The 18,843-nt window shown below is 40.5% G+C and carries 17 protein-coding genes and 1 pseudogene; 10 read left to right on the top strand and 8 right to left on the bottom strand.

Features of this window, described 5'->3' with window-relative positions; genetic code table 11:
• Nucleotides 1-148: 148 nt before the first annotated feature.
• A complete protein-coding gene (locus J4N25_RS17665; RefSeq protein WP_207423112.1) occupies nt 149-1,096 on the bottom strand; it encodes a hypothetical protein in 948 nt (315 codons plus the stop codon).
• Between the two features lie 125 nt (nt 1,097-1,221).
• Here J4N25_RS17665 and J4N25_RS17660 point away from each other — a divergent pair, with 125 nt between their 5' ends.
• From J4N25_RS17660 to J4N25_RS17650, 3 genes are all read left to right on the top strand, one after another.
• Entirely contained in the window at nt 1,222-2,004 is a 783-nt protein-coding gene (locus J4N25_RS17660) for a helix-turn-helix domain-containing protein (RefSeq protein ID WP_207423111.1), read from the top strand.
• Between the two features lie 61 nt (nt 2,005-2,065).
• Nucleotides 2,066-2,602 carry a dihydrofolate reductase family protein gene (locus J4N25_RS17655; RefSeq protein WP_207423110.1) on the top strand — a complete coding sequence of 179 codons (537 nt, stop codon included), beginning with the start codon at nt 2,066-2,068 and terminating at the stop codon, nt 2,600-2,602.
• A 95-nt stretch (nt 2,603-2,697) separates the two neighbouring features.
• Nucleotides 2,698-3,204, top strand: coding sequence for a DinB family protein (locus J4N25_RS17650; protein ID WP_207423109.1), 507 nt, complete (start codon nt 2,698-2,700; stop codon nt 3,202-3,204).
• 22 nt (nt 3,205-3,226) lie between these two features.
• Here J4N25_RS17650 and J4N25_RS17645 read toward each other — a convergent pair whose 3' ends face one another.
• From J4N25_RS17645 to J4N25_RS17635, 3 genes are read right to left on the bottom strand one after another with little or no spacing between them, the layout of a single operon-like run.
• Complete coding sequence (locus J4N25_RS17645; protein WP_207423108.1) at nt 3,227-4,633, bottom strand: TolC family protein; 1,407 nt, start codon at nt 4,631-4,633, stop codon at nt 3,227-3,229.
• A gap of 2 nt (nt 4,634-4,635) precedes the next feature.
• Nucleotides 4,636-5,976 carry an HlyD family secretion protein gene (locus J4N25_RS17640; RefSeq protein WP_207423107.1) on the bottom strand — a complete coding sequence of 447 codons (1,341 nt, stop codon included), beginning with the start codon at nt 5,974-5,976 and terminating at the stop codon, nt 4,636-4,638.
• 13 nt (nt 5,977-5,989) lie between these two features.
• Nucleotides 5,990-7,642 carry a peptidase domain-containing ABC transporter gene (locus J4N25_RS17635; protein WP_207423106.1) on the bottom strand — a complete coding sequence of 551 codons (1,653 nt, stop codon included), beginning with the start codon at nt 7,640-7,642 and terminating at the stop codon, nt 5,990-5,992.
• A gap of 90 nt (nt 7,643-7,732) precedes the next feature.
• On the opposite strand from J4N25_RS17635, the gene J4N25_RS17630 reads away from it, so the two are divergent.
• A complete protein-coding gene (locus tag J4N25_RS17630; protein ID WP_207423105.1) occupies nt 7,733-8,656 on the top strand; it encodes a LysR family transcriptional regulator in 924 nt (307 codons plus the stop codon).
• A 146-nt stretch (nt 8,657-8,802) separates the two neighbouring features.
• Here J4N25_RS17630 and J4N25_RS17625 read toward each other — a convergent pair whose 3' ends face one another.
• Together J4N25_RS17625 and J4N25_RS17620 are read right to left on the bottom strand one after the other, a co-directional pair.
• Nucleotides 8,803-9,216: an OsmC family protein gene (locus J4N25_RS17625; RefSeq protein WP_207423104.1), complete on the bottom strand. Its 414-nt coding sequence runs from the start codon at nt 9,214-9,216 to the stop codon at nt 8,803-8,805.
• Nucleotides 9,217-9,226: 10 nt separating this feature from the next.
• Nucleotides 9,227-10,114, bottom strand: coding sequence for a diacylglycerol/lipid kinase family protein (locus tag J4N25_RS17620; protein WP_207423103.1), 888 nt, complete (start codon nt 10,112-10,114; stop codon nt 9,227-9,229).
• A gap of 73 nt (nt 10,115-10,187) precedes the next feature.
• On the opposite strand from J4N25_RS17620, the gene surE reads away from it, so the two are divergent.
• Nucleotides 10,188-10,922 carry a 5'/3'-nucleotidase SurE gene (surE, locus tag J4N25_RS17615; protein ID WP_207423102.1) on the top strand — a complete coding sequence of 245 codons (735 nt, stop codon included), beginning with the start codon at nt 10,188-10,190 and terminating at the stop codon, nt 10,920-10,922.
• 133 nt (nt 10,923-11,055) lie between these two features.
• On the top strand, nt 11,056-12,306 hold the full coding sequence (locus J4N25_RS17610) for a cation:proton antiporter (RefSeq protein WP_207423101.1): 1,251 nt from the start codon (nt 11,056-11,058) through the stop codon (nt 12,304-12,306).
• Between the two features lie 17 nt (nt 12,307-12,323).
• On the opposite strand, the gene J4N25_RS17605 is transcribed toward J4N25_RS17610, so the two are convergent.
• Nucleotides 12,324-13,028 (bottom strand): helix-turn-helix transcriptional regulator, encoded by a 705-nt coding sequence (locus J4N25_RS17605; protein WP_207423100.1) that lies wholly within the window; start codon nt 13,026-13,028, stop codon nt 12,324-12,326.
• A 9-nt stretch (nt 13,029-13,037) separates the two neighbouring features.
• Between J4N25_RS17605 and J4N25_RS17600 the strand changes: the two genes are divergently transcribed.
• Both J4N25_RS17600 and J4N25_RS27180 read left to right on the top strand, forming a co-directional pair.
• A complete protein-coding gene (locus tag J4N25_RS17600; protein WP_207423099.1) occupies nt 13,038-13,241 on the top strand; it encodes a DUF6607 family protein in 204 nt (67 codons plus the stop codon).
• Nucleotides 13,202-13,822, top strand: a pseudogene (locus J4N25_RS27180) (DUF6607 family protein). The gene J4N25_RS17600 and the pseudogene J4N25_RS27180 overlap by 40 nt, the downstream one beginning before the upstream one ends.
• Before the next feature lie 235 nt (nt 13,823-14,057).
• Here the strand turns inward: J4N25_RS27180 and J4N25_RS17590 are convergent.
• Nucleotides 14,058-14,357 carry a hypothetical protein gene (locus J4N25_RS17590; RefSeq protein ID WP_207423097.1) on the bottom strand — a complete coding sequence of 100 codons (300 nt, stop codon included), beginning with the start codon at nt 14,355-14,357 and terminating at the stop codon, nt 14,058-14,060.
• Between the two features lie 180 nt (nt 14,358-14,537).
• Between J4N25_RS17590 and J4N25_RS17585 the strand changes: the two genes are divergently transcribed.
• Together J4N25_RS17585 and J4N25_RS17580 are read left to right on the top strand one after the other, a co-directional pair.
• The gene (locus J4N25_RS17585; RefSeq protein WP_207423096.1) at nt 14,538-17,372 is read left to right on the top strand and encodes an outer membrane beta-barrel protein; all 2,835 of its coding nucleotides are present in this window, start codon (nt 14,538-14,540) and stop codon (nt 17,370-17,372) included.
• Nucleotides 17,373-17,436: 64 nt separating this feature from the next.
• Nucleotides 17,437-18,759, top strand: a complete 1,323-nt coding sequence (locus J4N25_RS17580) for a serine hydrolase domain-containing protein (RefSeq protein WP_207423095.1) — start codon at nt 17,437-17,439, stop codon at nt 18,757-18,759.
• The last annotated feature ends 84 nt before the right edge of the window (nt 18,760-18,843 follow it).

The raw sequence follows: 18,843 nt of genomic DNA, 5'->3' as shown, positions 1-18,843 counted from the left end.
CAAGAAAAACCATCATGAGCAGAAGCTCACAACTGGAGGATGAAAGTTTTTGATGGTTCTTTCTGGCCTCTTAGAAACAATTAGACTTTCAGAAAAAAACCCGGCAATAACACAGTGCCGGGTTTCAATTTTTTATCAACGAATGGTCTTACAAAGCTTCGATCTCCAGTATATTTCCCGGAGTTTTATTTCCTTCATTTGAGACGAACATACGTGCATCAGGTTTGAAGATGATACCTTCCGGCTGATTAAAATCTGCCTTACTCAACGTTCTCAGATCTTTAATTTTACCCTCCTTATCCATTATAAGTAATTTAGGTTTTGTTCCTTCAGTAATATAAATGTCTCCGGTTTTAGGATGGATAGCAATTGCAGAAGGAGCGATTACTGACTCCGGTTTCTTAGCTTTAACTTTCTCGAACGCAGGGTCGTCAAAATTAATTTTATAAGCTGGCTCCTTTGCCATTTTAGAACTCTTCAGGTCAAAACTGTAAATTCCTTTATATCCGGCACTTCCTCCCTCTGACCCCTTAACCGCAACTAATAGTCGATTATTTTTACTATCAAAGCACATTCCTTCAGTATCATGTTTAACCGTAAGATGGGTTTTATGCAATATAGTTTCGGGTTTTCCTGAAGTATAGTTCTTCACTTCAAATATCTGCCCGTCAGCTCTAAGTACATAGGCGGTTTGATCTACAATTGCAAGACCTTCATAATCTCCGGTTCCCGCAAATGGAATTTCCTTCTCCACTTTTTTAGTAGCAGTATTATAAATGAAGATCTTACCTATTTCGTCCTGAACACAACCAAAGCGGTCTTCATCGATATAGGTTAAAGCGGATATTTCTTTTAGAACCTCGGGCATATCCCACTTTTTTCGGATCACTATACCTTCTGATGGTTGGTCATCTTTACTCTTGTCCTTTTTATCTTTTTTACCCTTGCCTTTTTTGTCTTTATCGCCCTTGTCAGAGTCGCCATCCTGCGACTCAACATTTGCTAAATCACCTGAAAATGCTCCGGTGCTACGAACAACGAAAGCCCCGGTAATTATTGCTATTATGAACGCTGATATAAGAAAAGCTTGTTTCATGAGTCTTAACTGTACTTGTTTTAAAGGATTCCGATCATTATAGAATAACTATAATTAGAGTTTCCGGTTTTCTATTTTTTGGTATAGCATGTCACAGAAAGGCTATAATACTTAACTTTGCAGCTATGCGTCTCCAACAGCATATTATCTCCCCCTACCTGCAACCCTATGTAAAAATGATTTGCTCGATGGAGTGTGATGAAGATTTGGATACAACCCATATAAGGGTCCTTCCAGATATTTGCGTAGAGATCTTTATTAATTATACTAGCAGCCCCATTGCTGTAATCGATAAGGAGCTTTATTCCTCGAGCATTATAAATTCACGTATGAGTAAGCCCATGGATGTCCAGATGCGTAGAGGCTCTGGCTGCATTGCAATATGTTTTTATCCCGGAATGGCATACAGGTTTTTTCCTCAGCCAATAAATTTATTGAGTGATCGTACGATGGAATTATTTGAGCTCTGGAATCATTTAGGAAATGAGCTGGAGGACAAGCTTGAAAACGCGCAAGATAATGTTCATCGGGCAGCAATTGTGCAGCAATACCTTTTGACCCTACTAAAGAAAAGCAAAGAAGATATTCTAATGGACGATTGTCTAAGACTTATTAATTCATCCGCGGACATTGTCTCTGTAAAACAGCTGATCGAAGCTACAGGCACCAGTCAACGTCATCTTTCACGAAAATTTCAGGAGACTATTGGAATGTCACCGAAAGAATATTTACGCGTCAAAAGGTTTCTAAGGTCGTTGAACTATTTAAAGGGTAGGCCCGCTCCTTCCCTCACCAGAATAGTGTATCAGAGCGGTTATTACGACCAGTCGCATTTCATTCGGGATTACAAAAGTTATAGTGGACTTACTCCAGCACAGGTGATAAGTTCTTCAAATATTTTGTACTGATGTCCGTTTTGTACAATCAGGACTATTAAACGATTTGCACCTTGCCCTAAATTTAATATTTATGAGAAAAGTAATTTTAGGTTTAGCAGTCACACTTGATGGTTTTATTGAAGGCCCTAAGGGGGAACACGACTGGTGTTTTACAGATCAGGATTACGGCCTGGCGGAGTTTTTTGCCGGAATAGACGCGCTATTTATCGGGAGGAAAAGCTACGAGATAGCGCAGCAATACGCCGAAAATAATGGAGGAAAAATAGTTTCTGATATACCTGATGCTACCGAATACATATTCTCCAACACTTTAAAAAATGTAAAGGATGGCGCAGTACTTATTTCAGGAGATAGCATAACCCAGGTCCGGAAAATTAAAGAACAACCAGGGAAGGACATCTGGCTTTTCGGCGGAGCATCCCTTACAGACGTATTAATGCAGGAAGGTTTGGTAGACGAGCTATGGCTTTCTGTTCATCCGATCCTACTGGGCAGAGGCAAACCATTATTCCGCGAGCGGGAAAAACCTATCCCTCTCACTTTACTGGAAAGTAAAACGTACGAAACGGGGCTCGTGTCTTTAAAATACAGGATTGAAAAAGATTGAAATTCAGGAAGGGGACTGAGCTTGTAAGGCCTATTTGAAGCTGAATATTAAACCTTTCCTATACTTAAAAGTTTTTATATCATAAAAAACGCATCATGATATTACAATCCCTAATTGCTGAGTTTGAACATGAAGTAAATAGCACAAGAAGATTGCTGCACGCTGTTCCTGAAAAAGATCTTGGTTTTAAGCCTTCAGAAATTTCCTGGACAATGGGTGAACTCGCCCAGCATATCGCTACCATTTACTACTGGTACTTGGGAACTTTCACCCAGGATGTTTACGATATAGCCGCTGACAATCTTGAACGCGGAGACCCGGAAGACATCGCAGCAACACTAGACCTTTTCGAAAAGAATGTAGAGAAGGCCAGAGATGCACTTCAAACTGCTACAGAGGAAAGTTTACAAACCATGTGGACAATGAAAGTGGGTGATCGAACTGTTCTTGGTCCGATGCCCAGAGGCGTTGTTGCACGTGGCTTTCTTTTCAATCACCTCTATCATCACCGGGGAGAAATGATCGTTTACCTTCGAGCTTCAGGCAATAAGGCTCCCGGTCTATACGGTCCGACATATGAGGAATCAGTTGGAAAACCATAAGGTTTACCAACTTTGCTGCCTCTTACTTATTTTGCTCAAGGTCATTCACGAGCCACTTAAGGCTCTGAATGACCTTGATGCGCTTACTATAAAGATCGTATAGTTTTTCCTGAGTTTCCAGCACTTTTTGCTCGCGACTATTAATCATAAAGATGGAACTATCACCAAACCTGAATTTTATCTCTTCGCCCTGTAAAAGCTGTCGATTACTTTTCTGTATTTCCGCATTTGAGGCCAAAAGGCTGTTCAATACAGAATACTCGTTCAGATAATTACTCCATTTTACTGTAACTGCGTTTTGCTTGTCAGATAAAGAATACTCGGCTTCTCTGATCTTGAGCCTGCTTAAGCTATAAGCAGCTCGTTGCTTGGTGAAGGTTAATGGGAAAGCAACTGTAAAGCCTAATTTCTGATTGTTTACAAAGTAGTCCGGGTCGAAATTCCTGACTGGGTTAAATCCTTTGTTTAATACTCCAATATTCAAATTCAGATCGGGCTTTACCTCTTCCAATTTCAGTCTTCGTTCAATATCCAATTGGTCAATCTTGAGCCTGGAAAGCTGAACATCAAGACTGCTTTGAAGCACCTGGTTCAAATCTCTATTGAGCAGATCTTCCGGCGCTCTTTCATATATAAGAGCTGTATCAGGATAAACAGAAAGTTTCTGCGGATCAACCGGAGATAGGTTCTCTAACCATAAATAAGAGGCAAGTTCATTTCGCTTATTTGTTAGCGCAAGTGTATATTCAGCCAGCCGCTGCTCCCTCGACTGCAGAAGTACCGTGGCCTCGATTGTATCAATAGCGGGCTTGTCACCGTTTCTGAACAAAGTTCTAGTTCCCTCCAAGCGCACCTTTGCAAGCTCTACGGCGTCTGCATAAACCCTTCTGTTCAGCCATGCATTCATCCATTCAGTATAAACTTGCGCGGCTGAAATAAACAAATTATTCAGCATCTGTTGCTGTTCTGCTCTTGCCTGTTTACCAAATACGGCTGCCTGCCTTAGAGCGGCACGGCGCTCATCTAAAAACAAACCTCTTCCAAGTGGCACAGAAACTCCAAAATAACTCAAACCATCCTCTGGCACCTTATTCTCCGGGTTCACATAATTACCCTTATACTGAGTGTGGTTTGCTTTCAAATCTATACCATACCACAAAGGAACTTTAACTTCCGGTATAACATAATTATAATACTCTTTGCCGTCATATGTCTTTTGACCACCATTCACTTCGATCTTAGGATCAAAACCACCCAGTGCCTGTCGTCTCTGTAAAAATGCCCTGTCACTATTTAACCCAGCTTGCAATGCAATAGGATGGTATTCTTTAATGAGCCCCAGGTATTCGGTCATCGTCAATTTCTGTTCCTGACCATGCAGACATTTCCCGAACAAACTAATAAGAACAATTAAAGCAATTTCTCTCATCTCTACTTTTTCGATGTATCTTTCTTAGCCTTATCATTTTTGTAGAAATCAGCAGGGAATCCGTTCACCTGACGCCATAGTTCGTACCAAACAGGGACATTGTTTAACAACGCTATTGCCTGGCACCCTGCTCCGAACCTAAGGTCTTTTGGCCAGGGTTTCTCCCCATCCTTCTGACTGATCCAAACCTTGAACTTTCCGTTTTCACCAATACTATTATCTACTGCTGCCACTTCTCCGGAAAAAACTCCATAGGAAGCCTGAGGCCAACCCGAGAAAACTATAGCAGGAAAGCCGTCGAACTGAATTCTTACCAACTGCCCTCTCGATATTAAGGGGAGGTCATTAGGACTAACATACATTTCCACGGCCCGGTCGAAGTTTGAAGGAACTATGCTAAGCAACTTCTCTCCATCTTTTACAATCTCACCAATCCCAGCCTTCACATTTTGCATAACCTGACCACTTTGCGGAGCCAGGATATAATGAAAGCCGCGTCTGGTTCTGTAATTATGCAATTGGTTTTGAAGTTTTGACACTTCTGCCTGCCCTGTTGCCGCCTGAGAAAGAGCTGAAAACTTCTCGCCAGAAACTTTAGACATCTTCTCAGAATAATCCTGTTTCACTGATGATAGCTCAAGCTGAATAATAAGCAACTCATTCCGACTGTTGTAATATTTATTCTCAGATGCCATTTTCTTTGCAAGTGCATCCTGATAGTATTGTTGTCGTTGTTCGTACTCAGTAAGTGACTTCAATCCTGCATTATACAGTTCCTTCTGCCGCTTTAGTTGTTCATCAGCTATCTTCAGCTGACTATTTGCAGCGATCATGGTCATGCTATCCGTTTGTACCTGCAGGTTATACTGTTTTAGTTTATTTCTGAGCTGCTCTGTCTTAAGAAGCAAGGCCTGCTGTAAAGCGTTAAGCTGAGAATCTGTTGTTCCAGCCTTACCGCTATAGAACTTAACGGCTTCAGCTTTCGAATTTAATTGCTCCTCAGTACGATCAGCCAGTTGCGGATCAAGATAATCGTCTTTAACCTCAGCAAGCTGCACCAGAGTGTCGCCAGCCTTCACCATTGCACCATCCCGAACATACCACTTTAAGATCCTTCCGGGGATAATTGTATTTACCTCCTGGGTACGCTGTTGAGGATCGATGGAAGAAACCTCCCCTCGTGATTTAATATTTTGTGTCCATGGAAGGAACAGTGCGAGAATAAGAATGATAACAATGATGATAGGCCACTTTTTATTAGAATGATGCTTATTGAGCATTGCCTTGCGGAACGACTCGTACTGCATCAGCCTTTTATTGTCTATATTTTTCTCCAGGAACATTATTTTCTTTTATTTAATTAAGACATATTTCTTTATCACATCTTGAGCACAGCTCCTCGATTTCCGTCACTACAAGGAGACTAAAACTTTTATCTTCAATTAACTTGTTTATTATTCTTGTCCGGTACTGTTTCTCGATGGCTTGCCAGCCATTTTCCAAAATAAGAATTGAAGGCCTGTTAAGGAAACATCTGGCCATTAGTATCTTTGAAACAATACTATTCGGCAGTCTTTGTCCCATTGGATCTAATTTTACCTGGTATCCATCTTTATGACTCTCAATGAACTCACGCAGTCCAACCATTTCACATACTTCCACAATTTGTGGTAAAGAGATATCAGCATTACCAATCGTAAGATTATCGATCAATGTCCCGCCAAAAAGCTCTTCCTGCGCAAAAAACACTGCAACTTTTTTCCTCCACTCATGCACAGGAATATTTTTAAGGGGCAAACCGTTTACGAGGAGAGAACCCATATAATCAGGATATAAACCTGCTAAAACCCTTAGAAGCGTAGTTTTACCAGAGCCTTGCTTACCCGTTACCAGTATCTTTTCTCCTGGCGCAATATCAAAAGAAAGACCATTAAAAACCGGACTCCCTCCAGGATAGGAGAAACTAAGATTTTGAACCTTTACTTCCAGAGATTTATCCAGAAATACCTGTACGCCTTTTTGTTCCTCAACTTCATTCTCATGTGGTTTTTGTAATACCTTGTCCAGCTTCTCTATTGATGTTAATATATCATAAACAGTTTCAAGACTTACAATCAATTTTTCCACCGAGTTTAAAATTGCAATGATAATGATCTCTGCGGCAACAAATTGCCCAAGATTGATCTGCTGTTGTGTTAGAAGGAAAGCTCCCATAATAAGCATGGACGCTGTTATTAATACCTTAAAGGCAATTAGTACTTTATATTGCATTAGAAGGATCTTAAAGTGAGCACTCCTTGCATCAAGGTACCCAGCGGTAAGCTTGTCGGTCTTTCGCAAATGCAGTTCGCTATGTGAGAATTTAAACGTTTTGATGGTTCTGGAAATTTCTTCCAGCCAATGGGCCACCTCGTATTTATAATCACTCTCCTCAAGGCTTGTTTTAAACCCTTTTCCACTGCTGAAATAAAATAGCAGGTACACTATCAGCACCAGAATAATACCGAAGGCAATAAAGATGGGATGGTAGAAACTAAGCAGAGTAAGACCGAAAACAATCTGAATTGTAGCGGCTGGAAAATCCAATAGCAGTTTAGATAATCCCTTTTGTAAACTTGCAGTATCAAAAAAGCGGTTTACAAGTTCTGGTAAATAATAATTATTCACACTCAACAAGTCGATCCTCGGAATACGGTTCGCATAAGCAAAGGTTAAACGTGCAAATATTCTTTGCTGAATACTTTCTGTTACCCTCATTTGAAATATCTGAAATATCCCTGCAAGAAAAACACCTCCTACCACGAATGAAATAAGGACAACTAGCGAGGCTGAAATAACTCCACCGAAAAGTAACCCTATAATTGCTTGTATTCCTAAAGGCAAAGATAATTGTATGAGTCCTGCCAATGTGGCAAATAAGTAGATCCTGGTAACCTCTTTCTTCTCGAGATTTATTAGCTGAAGCAATTTAGCGCCAGCAGTTCGAATGGATATGTTTTGTTCAGCCATTAATAAACTACGCTTTTGATAGGGTAAAATTACTAGTGCTTTCGCATTTATTTTTATTTATATTAGCTATGATATACATAAAAAGTCTTTATGAAATACACGCTACATCAGCTGCAGGTTTTCTCTAAAATAGTTCAAACTCAAAGTGTTACCAGAGCAGCGGAAGAGCTTTTTTTAACTCAGCCCGGAGTCTCAATACAATTAAAGAATTTCCAGGATCAGTTTGACATCCCTTTAACGGAGGTTATAGGCAGGCAATTGTATATAACTGACTTTGGAAAAGAAATTGCAGAATTAGCCCAGCAAATCCTTACTCAAGTTGAAGAGATAGATTATCGCACAAGTGTGTATAAAGGTAGGTTATACGGACGATTAAGGATAACTGTTGCATCAACAGGAAAATATGTTATGCCATACTTTCTCTCCACTTTTATCCAAGACAAACCAGCGATAGAGCTAAAAATGGACGTGACGAACAGGGCTTCGGTGATCCGGTCGCTCGAAAATAATGAGGCTGATTTCGGCCTTGTTTCTGTTTTACCTGATAAGCTTAGAGTGGAGGATGAGCCCTTCCTCGAAAATAAACTATTCCTGATTGGGAATCGCGAAAGTGAAATAGACGTTGCCCGCAAGAACATCAAACTTCTGGAGGAACTACCTATGATCTACCGGGAGGAAGGCTCGGCCACGCGACTGGTGATGGAAACATTTCTTGAGAAGAAGAAGATACGGATGAAGAAAAGGCTTGAACTAACTTCAAATGAGGCGGTAAAGCAGGCAGTTTTAGCAGGTTTAGGATACTCGGTGATGCCTTTGATTGGAATCAGGAACGAAATCCTGGACGGAGACCTAAAGATCATCCCGGTAACGGAACTACCAATAAGATCAACATGGAGGCTTATTTGGCTTAAAAACAAAAAATTGCCCCCTGTAGCCTCCGCCTACCTAGAACATGTTCGAAAAAATAAAAGTGAAATTATAAAAAAGAACTTTTCATGGATCGAAACGCTATAAATAATACCAGCTCAGTTCATCCTTAAGCTTTAAAATAAAAAATTAAGTAGCCTCTTGACAAAGAAATGCTCCTCTATTATTTTTGCATCAAATTGTGATAAGGTTTAGGTTACTCTTCAGGGTTCCCATAACCCTGAGGAGTTTTTTTAATGCTTCTCATTAAATATCTCGATCGGTTGTCGTAATATTTTTTCAACAGGACATGCTTCCGCTATCTTATACATTCGTTGTCTTTGCTCGTCCGTCAAGTTCCCCTCGATCTCCAGCTTACAGAAAAAAGAGTTTTGTCCTAAAGCAGGATCTCCCGCTTTCATAAGTGTAACTTCCACTTTGATTGAATCTACTTCCCAACCCTTTCTCCTGGCATACATCCTTAGGGTGATGGCTTTACAAGAAGCCAGCGAAGCACATAAATAATCTATTGGAGACGGAGCTTCATCCTGCCCACCCATTTCCTCTGGTTCGTCAGCAATAAAAAAATGACTGCCTGCTACGATATCTGTTTCGTAGATCTCTCCCTTATTGTCAGCAGTCGCAGTAGCTAATATATTATTATTCATTGCCCTTATTTTAAACCATGAATTCTAGCATCCCTGTAATTAATTCAATTCTCACCTCAGCGGATTGGTGAATTTCTACCGTTTCGTCATCCACATGGGCAAGCAAGTCGTCGCATCTGATCTTTATATTCTTTGCTTTACAGATATCAAACAAGTTAGGAGCCTCTATACCCTGGATTTTATCGTTCACGTACTTAAGCAACTTTTCCTTCTGACTCTCAGGGATCAAGACAACTTCAAACTCTCCATCCCCGGGATTGGCATGGGGTGAAAGAAAAAGATTTGGACCTATTGACCTTGTGTTCATAATCTCAACAAGTAAAAATTTGCCCGAATGGTCTACCCCATCCACTTCCAGCTCGCAGTAAGCCGGTTCATAGTTTTCGATGATCTGGGATAGTAGTTCAACGGCCAGTTGCAGCTTCTTCTCAGGCGTGTCTTTCAAGTCCTCATCCTGCTTGTTCATCTCAATCATCAGTTCGGGAAATACTCCGTAGCCGAAGCTTTCGAGAAAAAAAGAAGAACCGCTAAGGTTATGTATCCTGCCCACATCGTACTTTTTTATTTTTGGGTCTCGCCAGTTCCTGATAACAAGGTCTTCATCCGAAGGAAGTCCAAGTGTTAGTCCTATATTATTTGCGGTACCAGAAGGTAACAAAGCTATGGGATATGTTTGATGAAGATCCAGATCAAGAAGTTGTTCTGTAACCTTGCGAACAGTTCCATCACCGCCTGCAACTATTAAAAAATCTATTCCTTCATCTATGTTTGTCCATTCATCTTTTACAGATTTATAAACAACGTCTATTTTTTGAGCCTGTATTTTTGAAACCAGTTCGTCTGGGGTAAAACTTTCCTCTCCGGCCTTCGGATTGTGCAATAATGTTGCTTTTGGCATATGTAGAATCACTTAAACATTAAAACACCCCTTGTGTTAATAAGTTGACATTTTTAGACGAAATATTTAACCTATGCGGATTTTAATAGCGAATGATGACGGCATATACAGCCCGGGAATAGCTGCATTAGCGAAAGTGGCAAAGAAATTTGGAGAAGTGCGTGTAGTTGCTCCTGATGTTGAACAGTCGTCAATGGGGCATGCAGTTACTCACTCCCGCCCCCTCACCTATAAAAAATCACCTATAGAGTTTCCGGGAATCGAAGCCTACAGAGTAAATGGTACGCCAGCCGACTGTGTAGCATTAGGAACCCATCTTTGGAGTAATACCGATGTGGTCCTATCTGGAATTAATATGGGTCCAAACCTGGGAAACGGAATGTGGCATTCAGGAACGCTTGCTGCAGCTAAACAAGCTGTGCTATTGGGAATGAAGGGAATTGCATTAAGTACTCCTGTTGGAAATACAGAGCCTGACTTTGAAGCACTCGCCCCTTACGTTGAAGAAACACTAGCCTTATTGCTTGAAAAGAAGGAACTTGCTCTATATAACGTAAATTTCCCGTCCGAGCCTCGTGGACTCAAATGGACCAGGCAGTCGGTAAGGCTTTACGACGGAACAATTATTCCCGGAACAGACCCAATGGGGCGAAAACATTACTGGTTTACAGTTACACCATTGGAACCAGCAGAAGAAGGAACAGACCGATGGGCTGTTGAAAATGGCTTTGTTTCTATTACTCCACTAAGGCTGGACCTAACAAACGAAATGGAACTGCAAAAACTATCAAATGAGCATCCCCTGTAGGAAACAATAAGATCATCCTAATTATTTGCTTGAAATAAGGGTAAGGAATTCATTGTTGATCACTTGCCCTTATCATATACAGCTTATTTCGATCGTATCCCCTTTCTAAGCAGGAAGAACGCAGTACACACAAATGGACATCTACATTATTGGAATAAGCATCGTAGGAATAGCATCACTTGCTATGGCCTGGATGCCGGCTCTTACAGAAAAAACGGGAATATCATATTCTGTCTGGTACATACTTGCAGGCATACTTCTTTATAGCTTTTTCGATTTCTTTCCCACTCCTGATCCAATTAGAAAAGAGAGCTATACAGTTCACCTCTCAGAGTTGGTGGTCATTATATCACTTATGGGAACAGGCCTTAAGCTAGACGAACCATTCTCTTTTAAGAACTGGAAAATTCCATTCCGGCTTGTAACGATCACCATGCTCCTTTCTATAGCCCTGGTTGCTTTGGTCTCTTATTTTTCATTAGGCCTTGGTCTGGCTTCTGCACTTCTATTAGGGGCAGTCCTGGCTCCTACCGACCCAGTCCTTGCTTCAGATGTGCAGGTAGGCCCACCTCTCGAAAAAGACCAGAATAAGGTGAGATTCGCCCTTACTGCAGAGGCTGGAATGAATGATGGCATGGCTTTTCCCTTTACCTGGCTTGCAATAACTGCTGCTTTAGCAGGAGGTATAAGTTGGGCTAATATTTTAAACTGGATCTGGATGGATCTTGTTTACCGCATCGTTGCAGGTGTTTTAATTGGCTATGTAAGTGGCCGCGCGCTTGCCTGGCTGCTATTTTACCTTCCCGGAAAAGGAATAACGGTTGAAATAAGGGACGGATTTGTTGCCATCTCAACCACTTTAACCGTTTACGGATTAACAGAATTGGCGCATGGTTATGGCTTTATCGCTGTTTTTGTAGCAGCGGTGGCTTTACGGAACTATGAACTTGACCACAAGTACCACACTAAAATGCATTCCTTCACGGATCAGATCGAACGCATTTTACTTGCCATCGTCCTAATATTATTTGGCGGTAGCCTTGCTACGGGAATTCTTGATAAGCTAAACTGGCAAATAGTCGGATTCGCACTTTTTTTTCTGTTCATTATACGACCGGTAACTGCCTATCTCTCCCTGTTCTCCTCGGGGTTGACCATCAAGGAAAAGTTGGGAATAAGCTTTTTCGGTATAAGAGGCCTTGGCTCTTTCTTCTACCTCTCCTTTGCACTAAGTAAGGCAGAGTTCAGCCAGGTTGACGAACTTTGGACCACACTTTCATTTGTGGTACTACTTTCTATAGTACTTCATGGATGCACTGCCGCTTTGGGCATGCAACATATTGAGAAGGAGCAAAACGAACGAAATGAGTCTCAGAAAATTTAATCAGGTAAGGATACTTCCTAATCCAGATGTTTATTCTGCCTCTTTAGCAAGCTGGGTAATATGCCATACTTTTTTTTAAAGGCTGCAGTAAAGTGATGTGGATTTTTATAACCAACTTCAAAAGAAACCTCATTAACGGCAGCCCCATTCTCTAAAAGCATTTTGGCCCTCTCCATCCGAAATTCATATAAGTATCCAAAAACGGTGGTTCCTATTACTTCCTTAAATCCCCGCTTTAGTTTGAAATCATTCAGTCCAACTTTGTGAGCGAGCTCAATTAAGGAACAAGGACTTTGTATGTTTCGTTCAATGAATTCTTTTGCCTGGTAAATTTTGTCCAAGTCATAACTCTTTATAGAGATAAAGTTATTCTGTTTACGGCGCTTTGAATCATCACCGATCAGAAGCAGAAGTTCAAGCATTTTTGCCTCAAAAAATATCCTTCTGGGATACCCCTTGTGCTCGCAGCGTCTAATACTATCAAGGATTGAACCTAGAGATGGAACCATTGGTAGCGACTTTAGAAGGTCATTGTCTTCGTCTTCAAACAACTTCAACACTATACTCCCATTGACACTTAGAACCAATAGCCTCAGAGGTGTATTCGCCAGGATTAAAAACGATGAAGGATTTCTTGGAAGTATTAGATATTGTTTTTCAAGTGTAGCTGAATGCCTATCAACATAATAAACCTCAGCACTTCCATTAAGAATAAATAGCATTCCGTAGCCGTGGGAATCCTTCTTTGCTCCGACACAGCCTATAAATTCCACCCCAGGTATCATTCATGGGGTTACGAATGGGTAACAGTTGTTGAGGAGAGTCCGAAGAAAATAGTGCTTCAGGATTTACTTGTAGTGGGCGAAAGTATGGTGATCAAGCACTGGCGCCAGGATTGGACTTACGAAGACCCTACCCTACTAGTGTTCGACTGAGAAAATACCTGGAAAAACTGCATCTAAATCCAGCTGAAGTAAAAGGAAAATGGACCCAAAGAGTTTTCCAGGTGGATGACAGTCCCCGCTATGAAAGCACAGGTACCTGGGTACTTGTTGATGGTCGCCATCAATAGCAAAGCGAAACCGATTCCCCTCTCCCTCGCCGTGAATTTACCAAACGTAACGACTATAATGTACTTCGCAGAGGTAACAGGGTTTATTTTACTGAGACAGGCTGGATGTTTGAACAGGACAATAAGAAGATGGTCCGCAGCGATAAAGGAGATAAACTACTCGCAATGGAAAAAGGATACGAAGAATTTACCAAAGCCGATCCTTCAAAATTCACCTACGCGCAAAAATGGTGGAACGAGCAGGGCACCTATTGGAAAGATATCCGTTCAATATGGGATGAAGTCATTGCCAAAAACGACAAGATCCATCTGCAAAACAAGAAGGATGGCAAGACCTTATTTGAGAGGCTATTCGAACTCGGCGATCAGTCGAGCAAAGAAAAATGGGCCTCCACAAAAAATAAAAGCGAAAGCAGAGCCATTATTGCCTCATACCTGCAGTAATCCAAGAGCTAATATGCAGATCTAAACTTCTTTACTATTCATTTCCCGGGGGAGCTTTCTGAACAGATGCTCCCCTGTTTATTCTTCGGTCCTCTCATAGAGTTGCAAAGAAGAAGAGGCCCTTGCTGGCATCCTAATTTTCTCGCAGGTTTTACTTCAGTTCTTCTTGTGTTTTCGTTCTTAAAAAGTAGCTTTTGAGCGTAGGATGACTGAACAAGAACTGAACAAGAAGTCTTCAGTCTCCTAAATCTCTTCCGTGCATAAAATCTGCAATCGCTGCATTAAAAACTCTTTTCCTTGCTGGTAATATTGCTTTGTACCTCGCTTTTTTAACAGGATCATTCACTATTGACCGGGCGTAAATAACAGCATCAGCAAAGAGTCTTTGTTTCGCTTTCTGATTTTCATTGAAACAAACTCTACTCATATCCGGATATGCCGTAATTATCGTCTTTCCAAATCGGTGCTTAATTACTATTTGTTTATCAACATGTCCACGAACACATTCGGGAAGAGGGGTTTTCAATATTGCCAAATCTTTAAACTTTAAGTCTAAAAATAGTAACTTAAAGCAATAGTTACAATACTGCAAGCTAAAATAAAAAGCTATGTTCTAAAGCAGTCATCTTAAACAAAAGCTTGAAATTCTTGAATCTTGTTAACAATTATTTACAAATAAAAACTTAAGTTTGAATATAATCTTCATCTTATCCAGTTGAAAAAGTTCTTCTGCCTGACACTTATTCTGGTATGCTCAATGCTTCAGCTTTATGCTCAGAAGAACATGAGAGTTTTCGGTTGTGTTACAGACACAGCGAAAGTTGGAATTGGGGGTGTAGATGTATTCCTTATCATCAATAGTGATACCCTTAGAACAGTGACCTCTGAGGACGGAAACTACAGCATTTCAAAAGTTAATTTAGAAAAATTTATTCTCCAGCTTAATGCTCTGGGATATCATCGTTCTGAAATAACTTATTCCTTACCCTCTTTAGAAAGGCAGCGCCACCTGGATACCATCGTCCTGAAGAAATCAAGCCGTATGCTTAAAGATGTGGTAATTAAAGCTAAACCAAACCCTGTTAGGTTTATGCAAGACACTGTCGAATTTAATGCAGCGGCATTTGAGGTAAGAGAAGGTGATAATGTAGCCGACCTTTTGAAAAAACTTCCAGGTATGGAAGTCGACAACGACTATAATGTAAAAACCACAGGACGTGAGATGGTCAAACTACGGGTAAATGGGGTAGACTTTTTTACAAATAATATCAAGGACTTTATTGGAAAACTCCCAGCTGAAATTGTTTCTAAGATCCAGGTGATAGACCATTACGGGGAAGAGGCGAACTTTACCGGAGTTAAGACGGGTGAACCTGTAAAGATGATGAATATCGTGACTAAGCCCGGCATGAACAAAGGTAAATTCGGTGGATTTAACGCAAATGCAGGCACGAACAATATGCTGGGAAGCAACGCTTCTTTAAATTTATGGAATGGTAGCAAGCAGAGCTCTGCTCATTTAAACACGAGCACCTTTAACAATGGTGCAGGGGATAATCATTCAAATGGTGGAAGTATATCAAACAGAGATAAATTTGGTAAGCACGGCAACCGCGACATCAACTATAATTTTAACGGAAATGGCAACACCTATTCGAGTGAACAGGTCAGCGAAACCTTGAACCCCGAAGGGAATTTTATTAATAACTCTAAAAACGATGGAGAGAGCAGGAGCACCAATCATACTTTAAGCCTCGGACTGGATTTTAATAATAATAAATCCTTTATAATGGCTTCCCTTGCAGCAGGCTATAATAGGTCGGACAATAAGAACACAGGTTTAAGTAACCAGTATGGTGTGATCCGGCAAGACTTTCGAAATAATAATAGTTCTAATAACACCTCGCCCTATCTCTCGGGTAATATTTCGGTCTCCAGAAGATCCAAAAACAAGAAGAATTCCTTTTCTATCAATAGTTCAGTGCACATTTCAGGACAGAACAATGATCAAACCCTTGGCACCAATACTATTTATTACGACAAACTCACTGGTAGCCTTCTTAAAGACTCCCTATTAAACAGAGATGTCAACAGCACCACGAACAGCGAAAATGCAACTTTAGGCCTCAATTACAGTATAGGATTGAAAAAAACTAAAGATACCCTTGCCAGACGAAGCTTCAATCTAAGTTATCACGGATATTCTACAAGAACCACCAATAGTGTTTCCACCCTCGTATTAGATAACTTAAGCAGGCAGTCAACCCTTGTTGATTCGCTTAGTAACTCATTCAGAAGTATTTCTCTACAACAATCGCTGGGTGTCAATTACAACTATTCTTCCCGTAAAATGCGATATAACATTAGCTTTGATGTAAAGCCTAATTTGCTCACTAATCGCGATTTTCGCCTCAAGACAACAACAAAAAATAACACATTCAATTATTCCCCGGGTTTGAACTTCAGCAAAACGCTGTCACAAGGAAAAACCCTTTCTCTAACCTATCGCGGGTCTAATAACAATCCAACTCTTTACCAATTACAACCTATAAGAAATGCCCAGAGCCTCCAAAACATTGTTGTTGGAAATCCTGATCTTAAACCTTCTTTTACAAATTCTCTAAACACCAATTTCAATTACAATCACAGCAAATCTGGCTTGTCAATTCAGGTTGGCGCTAGTGCTTCTTCCACTCAGAGAGAGATTGTTAGTGCAGTTAGCCTTATAGCTGATACGTTAAATAGCTTGAAGCAGATAACCCGTTATGAAAATGTAAACGGCAACTATCAAACTAATGCTAACTATCACATCCATCTTCCACTTATGCACCGTAAGTTATCTCTGAGGTATTCGGGCACTTTTGGCTTTTCTAACCGGACCGTACTATTCAATAATCAGAAAATCTCGGGCAAAGGCACCAACTTTAATCAACAACTGGATGGTACACTATCCATGAAAAAGTTTTCAGTTAATCTAAACCTAAACTATTATCTCACAAATAATAACGATGTAAGTTCTATGTACAGCGGTTTCGGTTTCCAGTCTCTCGGAATAGGTCAGATTCCCTCTCCTGCTTTTTTTAAAACCACAGGCATTCGCACAAGACTCAATGGCGACCTTCGTTTAAAGAACTTGAAGGTTGATGCAGGTCTAAATTACAACAGCAGTAATAGCAATGCAAGAAACGGTCAAACCAGGCAAAGTATCGGTGATTTAAACATGAACGTTTCTAGCCGACTGACGGTTAAGAAATCCTATTTTATGCATTTCAGTATTTCTAAAGGAGTTCGCTATGGTTATGCTCTAAACAATAGCAATCCAATGATCATAAATGGCGGCATAGAGAAGAGCTTCTTAAAAGACAATGCTTTAAGTGTTAAAATCTATGGAAGTGATCTTCTTGGACAAGGGAATAATATTTCAAGGATGATGTCGGGGAACACAATAATAGATAGCCGGAATGTACAGCAAACCAGGGTGTTTTCGATGAATCTACAATATAATTTATCGAGGTTCGGCGGAAAGCACATCCGGGTAGATAAAGATTAACCTGTTTCATCTTTGAAACTTGTAACAAAACAACCAACACTACTATCTAATTAAAAAACATCCGATGAAAAAGACATTCCTAAGCTCTATCCTACTATCATTCGTATCGTATCTCGGCTTTTCCCAAGCACTGGACAAGCAGAAATTGGATGCATATTTTGATGCCCTCGAGAAGAATGATCGCTTTATGGGCAGTGTTGCTATTTCCCAAAATAGTAAGGTTATTTATACCAGATCTGTTGGATTTGCGGATGTTGAATCGCAAACCAAAGCAGACCAAAGCTCGAGGTACCGAATAGGCTCAATCACAAAAACCTTTACTGCCACTCTAGTAATGAAAGCAGTAGAGAGCAACAAGATTTCCCTTGATCAAACGATCGACAAGTATTACCCTGCTGTTAAAAATGCCTCAAAGATCACTATCAGACATCTGCTTAACCACCGCAGTGGTATTCATAATCTTACAGACGACGCAGCCTACGCGAGCTATTATACCCGGGCGAAAACAGAGGAAGAATTGCTGGACATTATCATAAAAGGAGGAACTGACTTTGAACCGGATAGCAAAATGGTCTATAGTAACTCGAACTATATCTTGTTGACCTTTATATTGAAAAAGAGCTTCAAGAAGCCTTATGCTGAGCTGTTAAAGGAGTTTATCACTGAACCACTTGGACTTAGAAACACCTATGTTGGAGGAAAAATCAGCCTTCAAAATAAAGAAGCAAGCTCATATACTACTGGCGAAAATTGGGTAAAAGCGCCCGAAACCGACACTTCTGTTCCTCTTGGTGCAGGCTCTATCGTTTCTACGCCAACGGATCTTGTGAAGTTTTCAGACGCCTTATTTGCAGGAAAAGTAGTTAATAGCAAGAGTCTGGAGCAAATGAAAACGCTGAAGGACAACTTTGGGTTTGGGCTGATACAAATGCCTTTTTACGATAAAAAAGGATTTGGACATACTGGCGGTATTGATGGTTTCAGTTCTGTTTTTATACATTTTCCTCAAGATGCTGTTTCCTATGCATTAATTTCTAATGGCACTAACTTCAATAATAACGATATAAGCATAGCAGTCCTTAGTGCAGTATTTGGTAAACCGTACAGCATTCCTGAATTTAAAAAAGGAATTACATTGAGCCCGGAGGAGTTAGATAAGTATTTGGGTGTTTATTCTTCAACAGCTATACCTCTTAAAGTAACTATAACAAAAAAAGATAATACCCTAATTGGGCAGGCTACCGGCCAGGGGGCATTTCCATTAGAAGCATTAGAGAAAGATAAGTTTGGCTTTGCTCAGGCTGGCGTAATTCTGGAGTTTAAACCAGCAGAAAAAGCAATGGTGCTGAAACAGGGAGGTGGCGAATATAGATTTTCGCGGGACTAGGGTTTTCCAAAGGAAGAACGGCTGACAACTACTGTTCAACATGATTGGTGATTTTAATCATTTTTTGTTTTAATAGACTGTGCA

This window comes from Desertivirga brevis (assembly GCF_017355835.1).
Note: the sequence above shows the minus strand (reverse complement) of the source record. Positions and strands in the feature narration are given on the sequence as shown.

Coding starts and splice junctions, on each gene's coding strand:
- J4N25_RS17580 (WP_207423095.1), top strand. CDS start 17,437: ATGAAAAAGACATTCCTAAGCTCTATCCTACTATCATTCGTATCGTAT.
- J4N25_RS17635 (WP_207423106.1), bottom strand. CDS start 7,642: ATGGCTGAACAAAACATATCCATTCGAACTGCTGGCGCTAAATTGCTT.
- J4N25_RS17655 (WP_207423110.1), top strand. CDS start 2,066: ATGAGAAAAGTAATTTTAGGTTTAGCAGTCACACTTGATGGTTTTATT.
- J4N25_RS17625 (WP_207423104.1), bottom strand. CDS start 9,216: ATGAATAATAATATATTAGCTACTGCGACTGCTGACAATAAGGGAGAG.
- J4N25_RS17640 (WP_207423107.1), bottom strand. CDS start 5,976: ATGTTCCTGGAGAAAAATATAGACAATAAAAGGCTGATGCAGTACGAG.
- J4N25_RS17645 (WP_207423108.1), bottom strand. CDS start 4,633: ATGAGAGAAATTGCTTTAATTGTTCTTATTAGTTTGTTCGGGAAATGT.
- J4N25_RS17620 (WP_207423103.1), bottom strand. CDS start 10,114: ATGCCAAAAGCAACATTATTGCACAATCCGAAGGCCGGAGAGGAAAGT.
- J4N25_RS17605 (WP_207423100.1), bottom strand. CDS start 13,028: ATGCTATTTATTCTTAATGGAAGTGCTGAGGTTTATTATGTTGATAGG.
- J4N25_RS17630 (WP_207423105.1), top strand. CDS start 7,733: ATGAAATACACGCTACATCAGCTGCAGGTTTTCTCTAAAATAGTTCAA.
- J4N25_RS17650 (WP_207423109.1), top strand. CDS start 2,698: ATGATATTACAATCCCTAATTGCTGAGTTTGAACATGAAGTAAATAGC.
- surE (WP_207423102.1), top strand. CDS start 10,188: ATGCGGATTTTAATAGCGAATGATGACGGCATATACAGCCCGGGAATA.
- J4N25_RS17665 (WP_207423112.1), bottom strand. CDS start 1,096: ATGAAACAAGCTTTTCTTATATCAGCGTTCATAATAGCAATAATTACC.
- J4N25_RS17610 (WP_207423101.1), top strand. CDS start 11,056: ATGGACATCTACATTATTGGAATAAGCATCGTAGGAATAGCATCACTT.
- J4N25_RS17660 (WP_207423111.1), top strand. CDS start 1,222: ATGCGTCTCCAACAGCATATTATCTCCCCCTACCTGCAACCCTATGTA.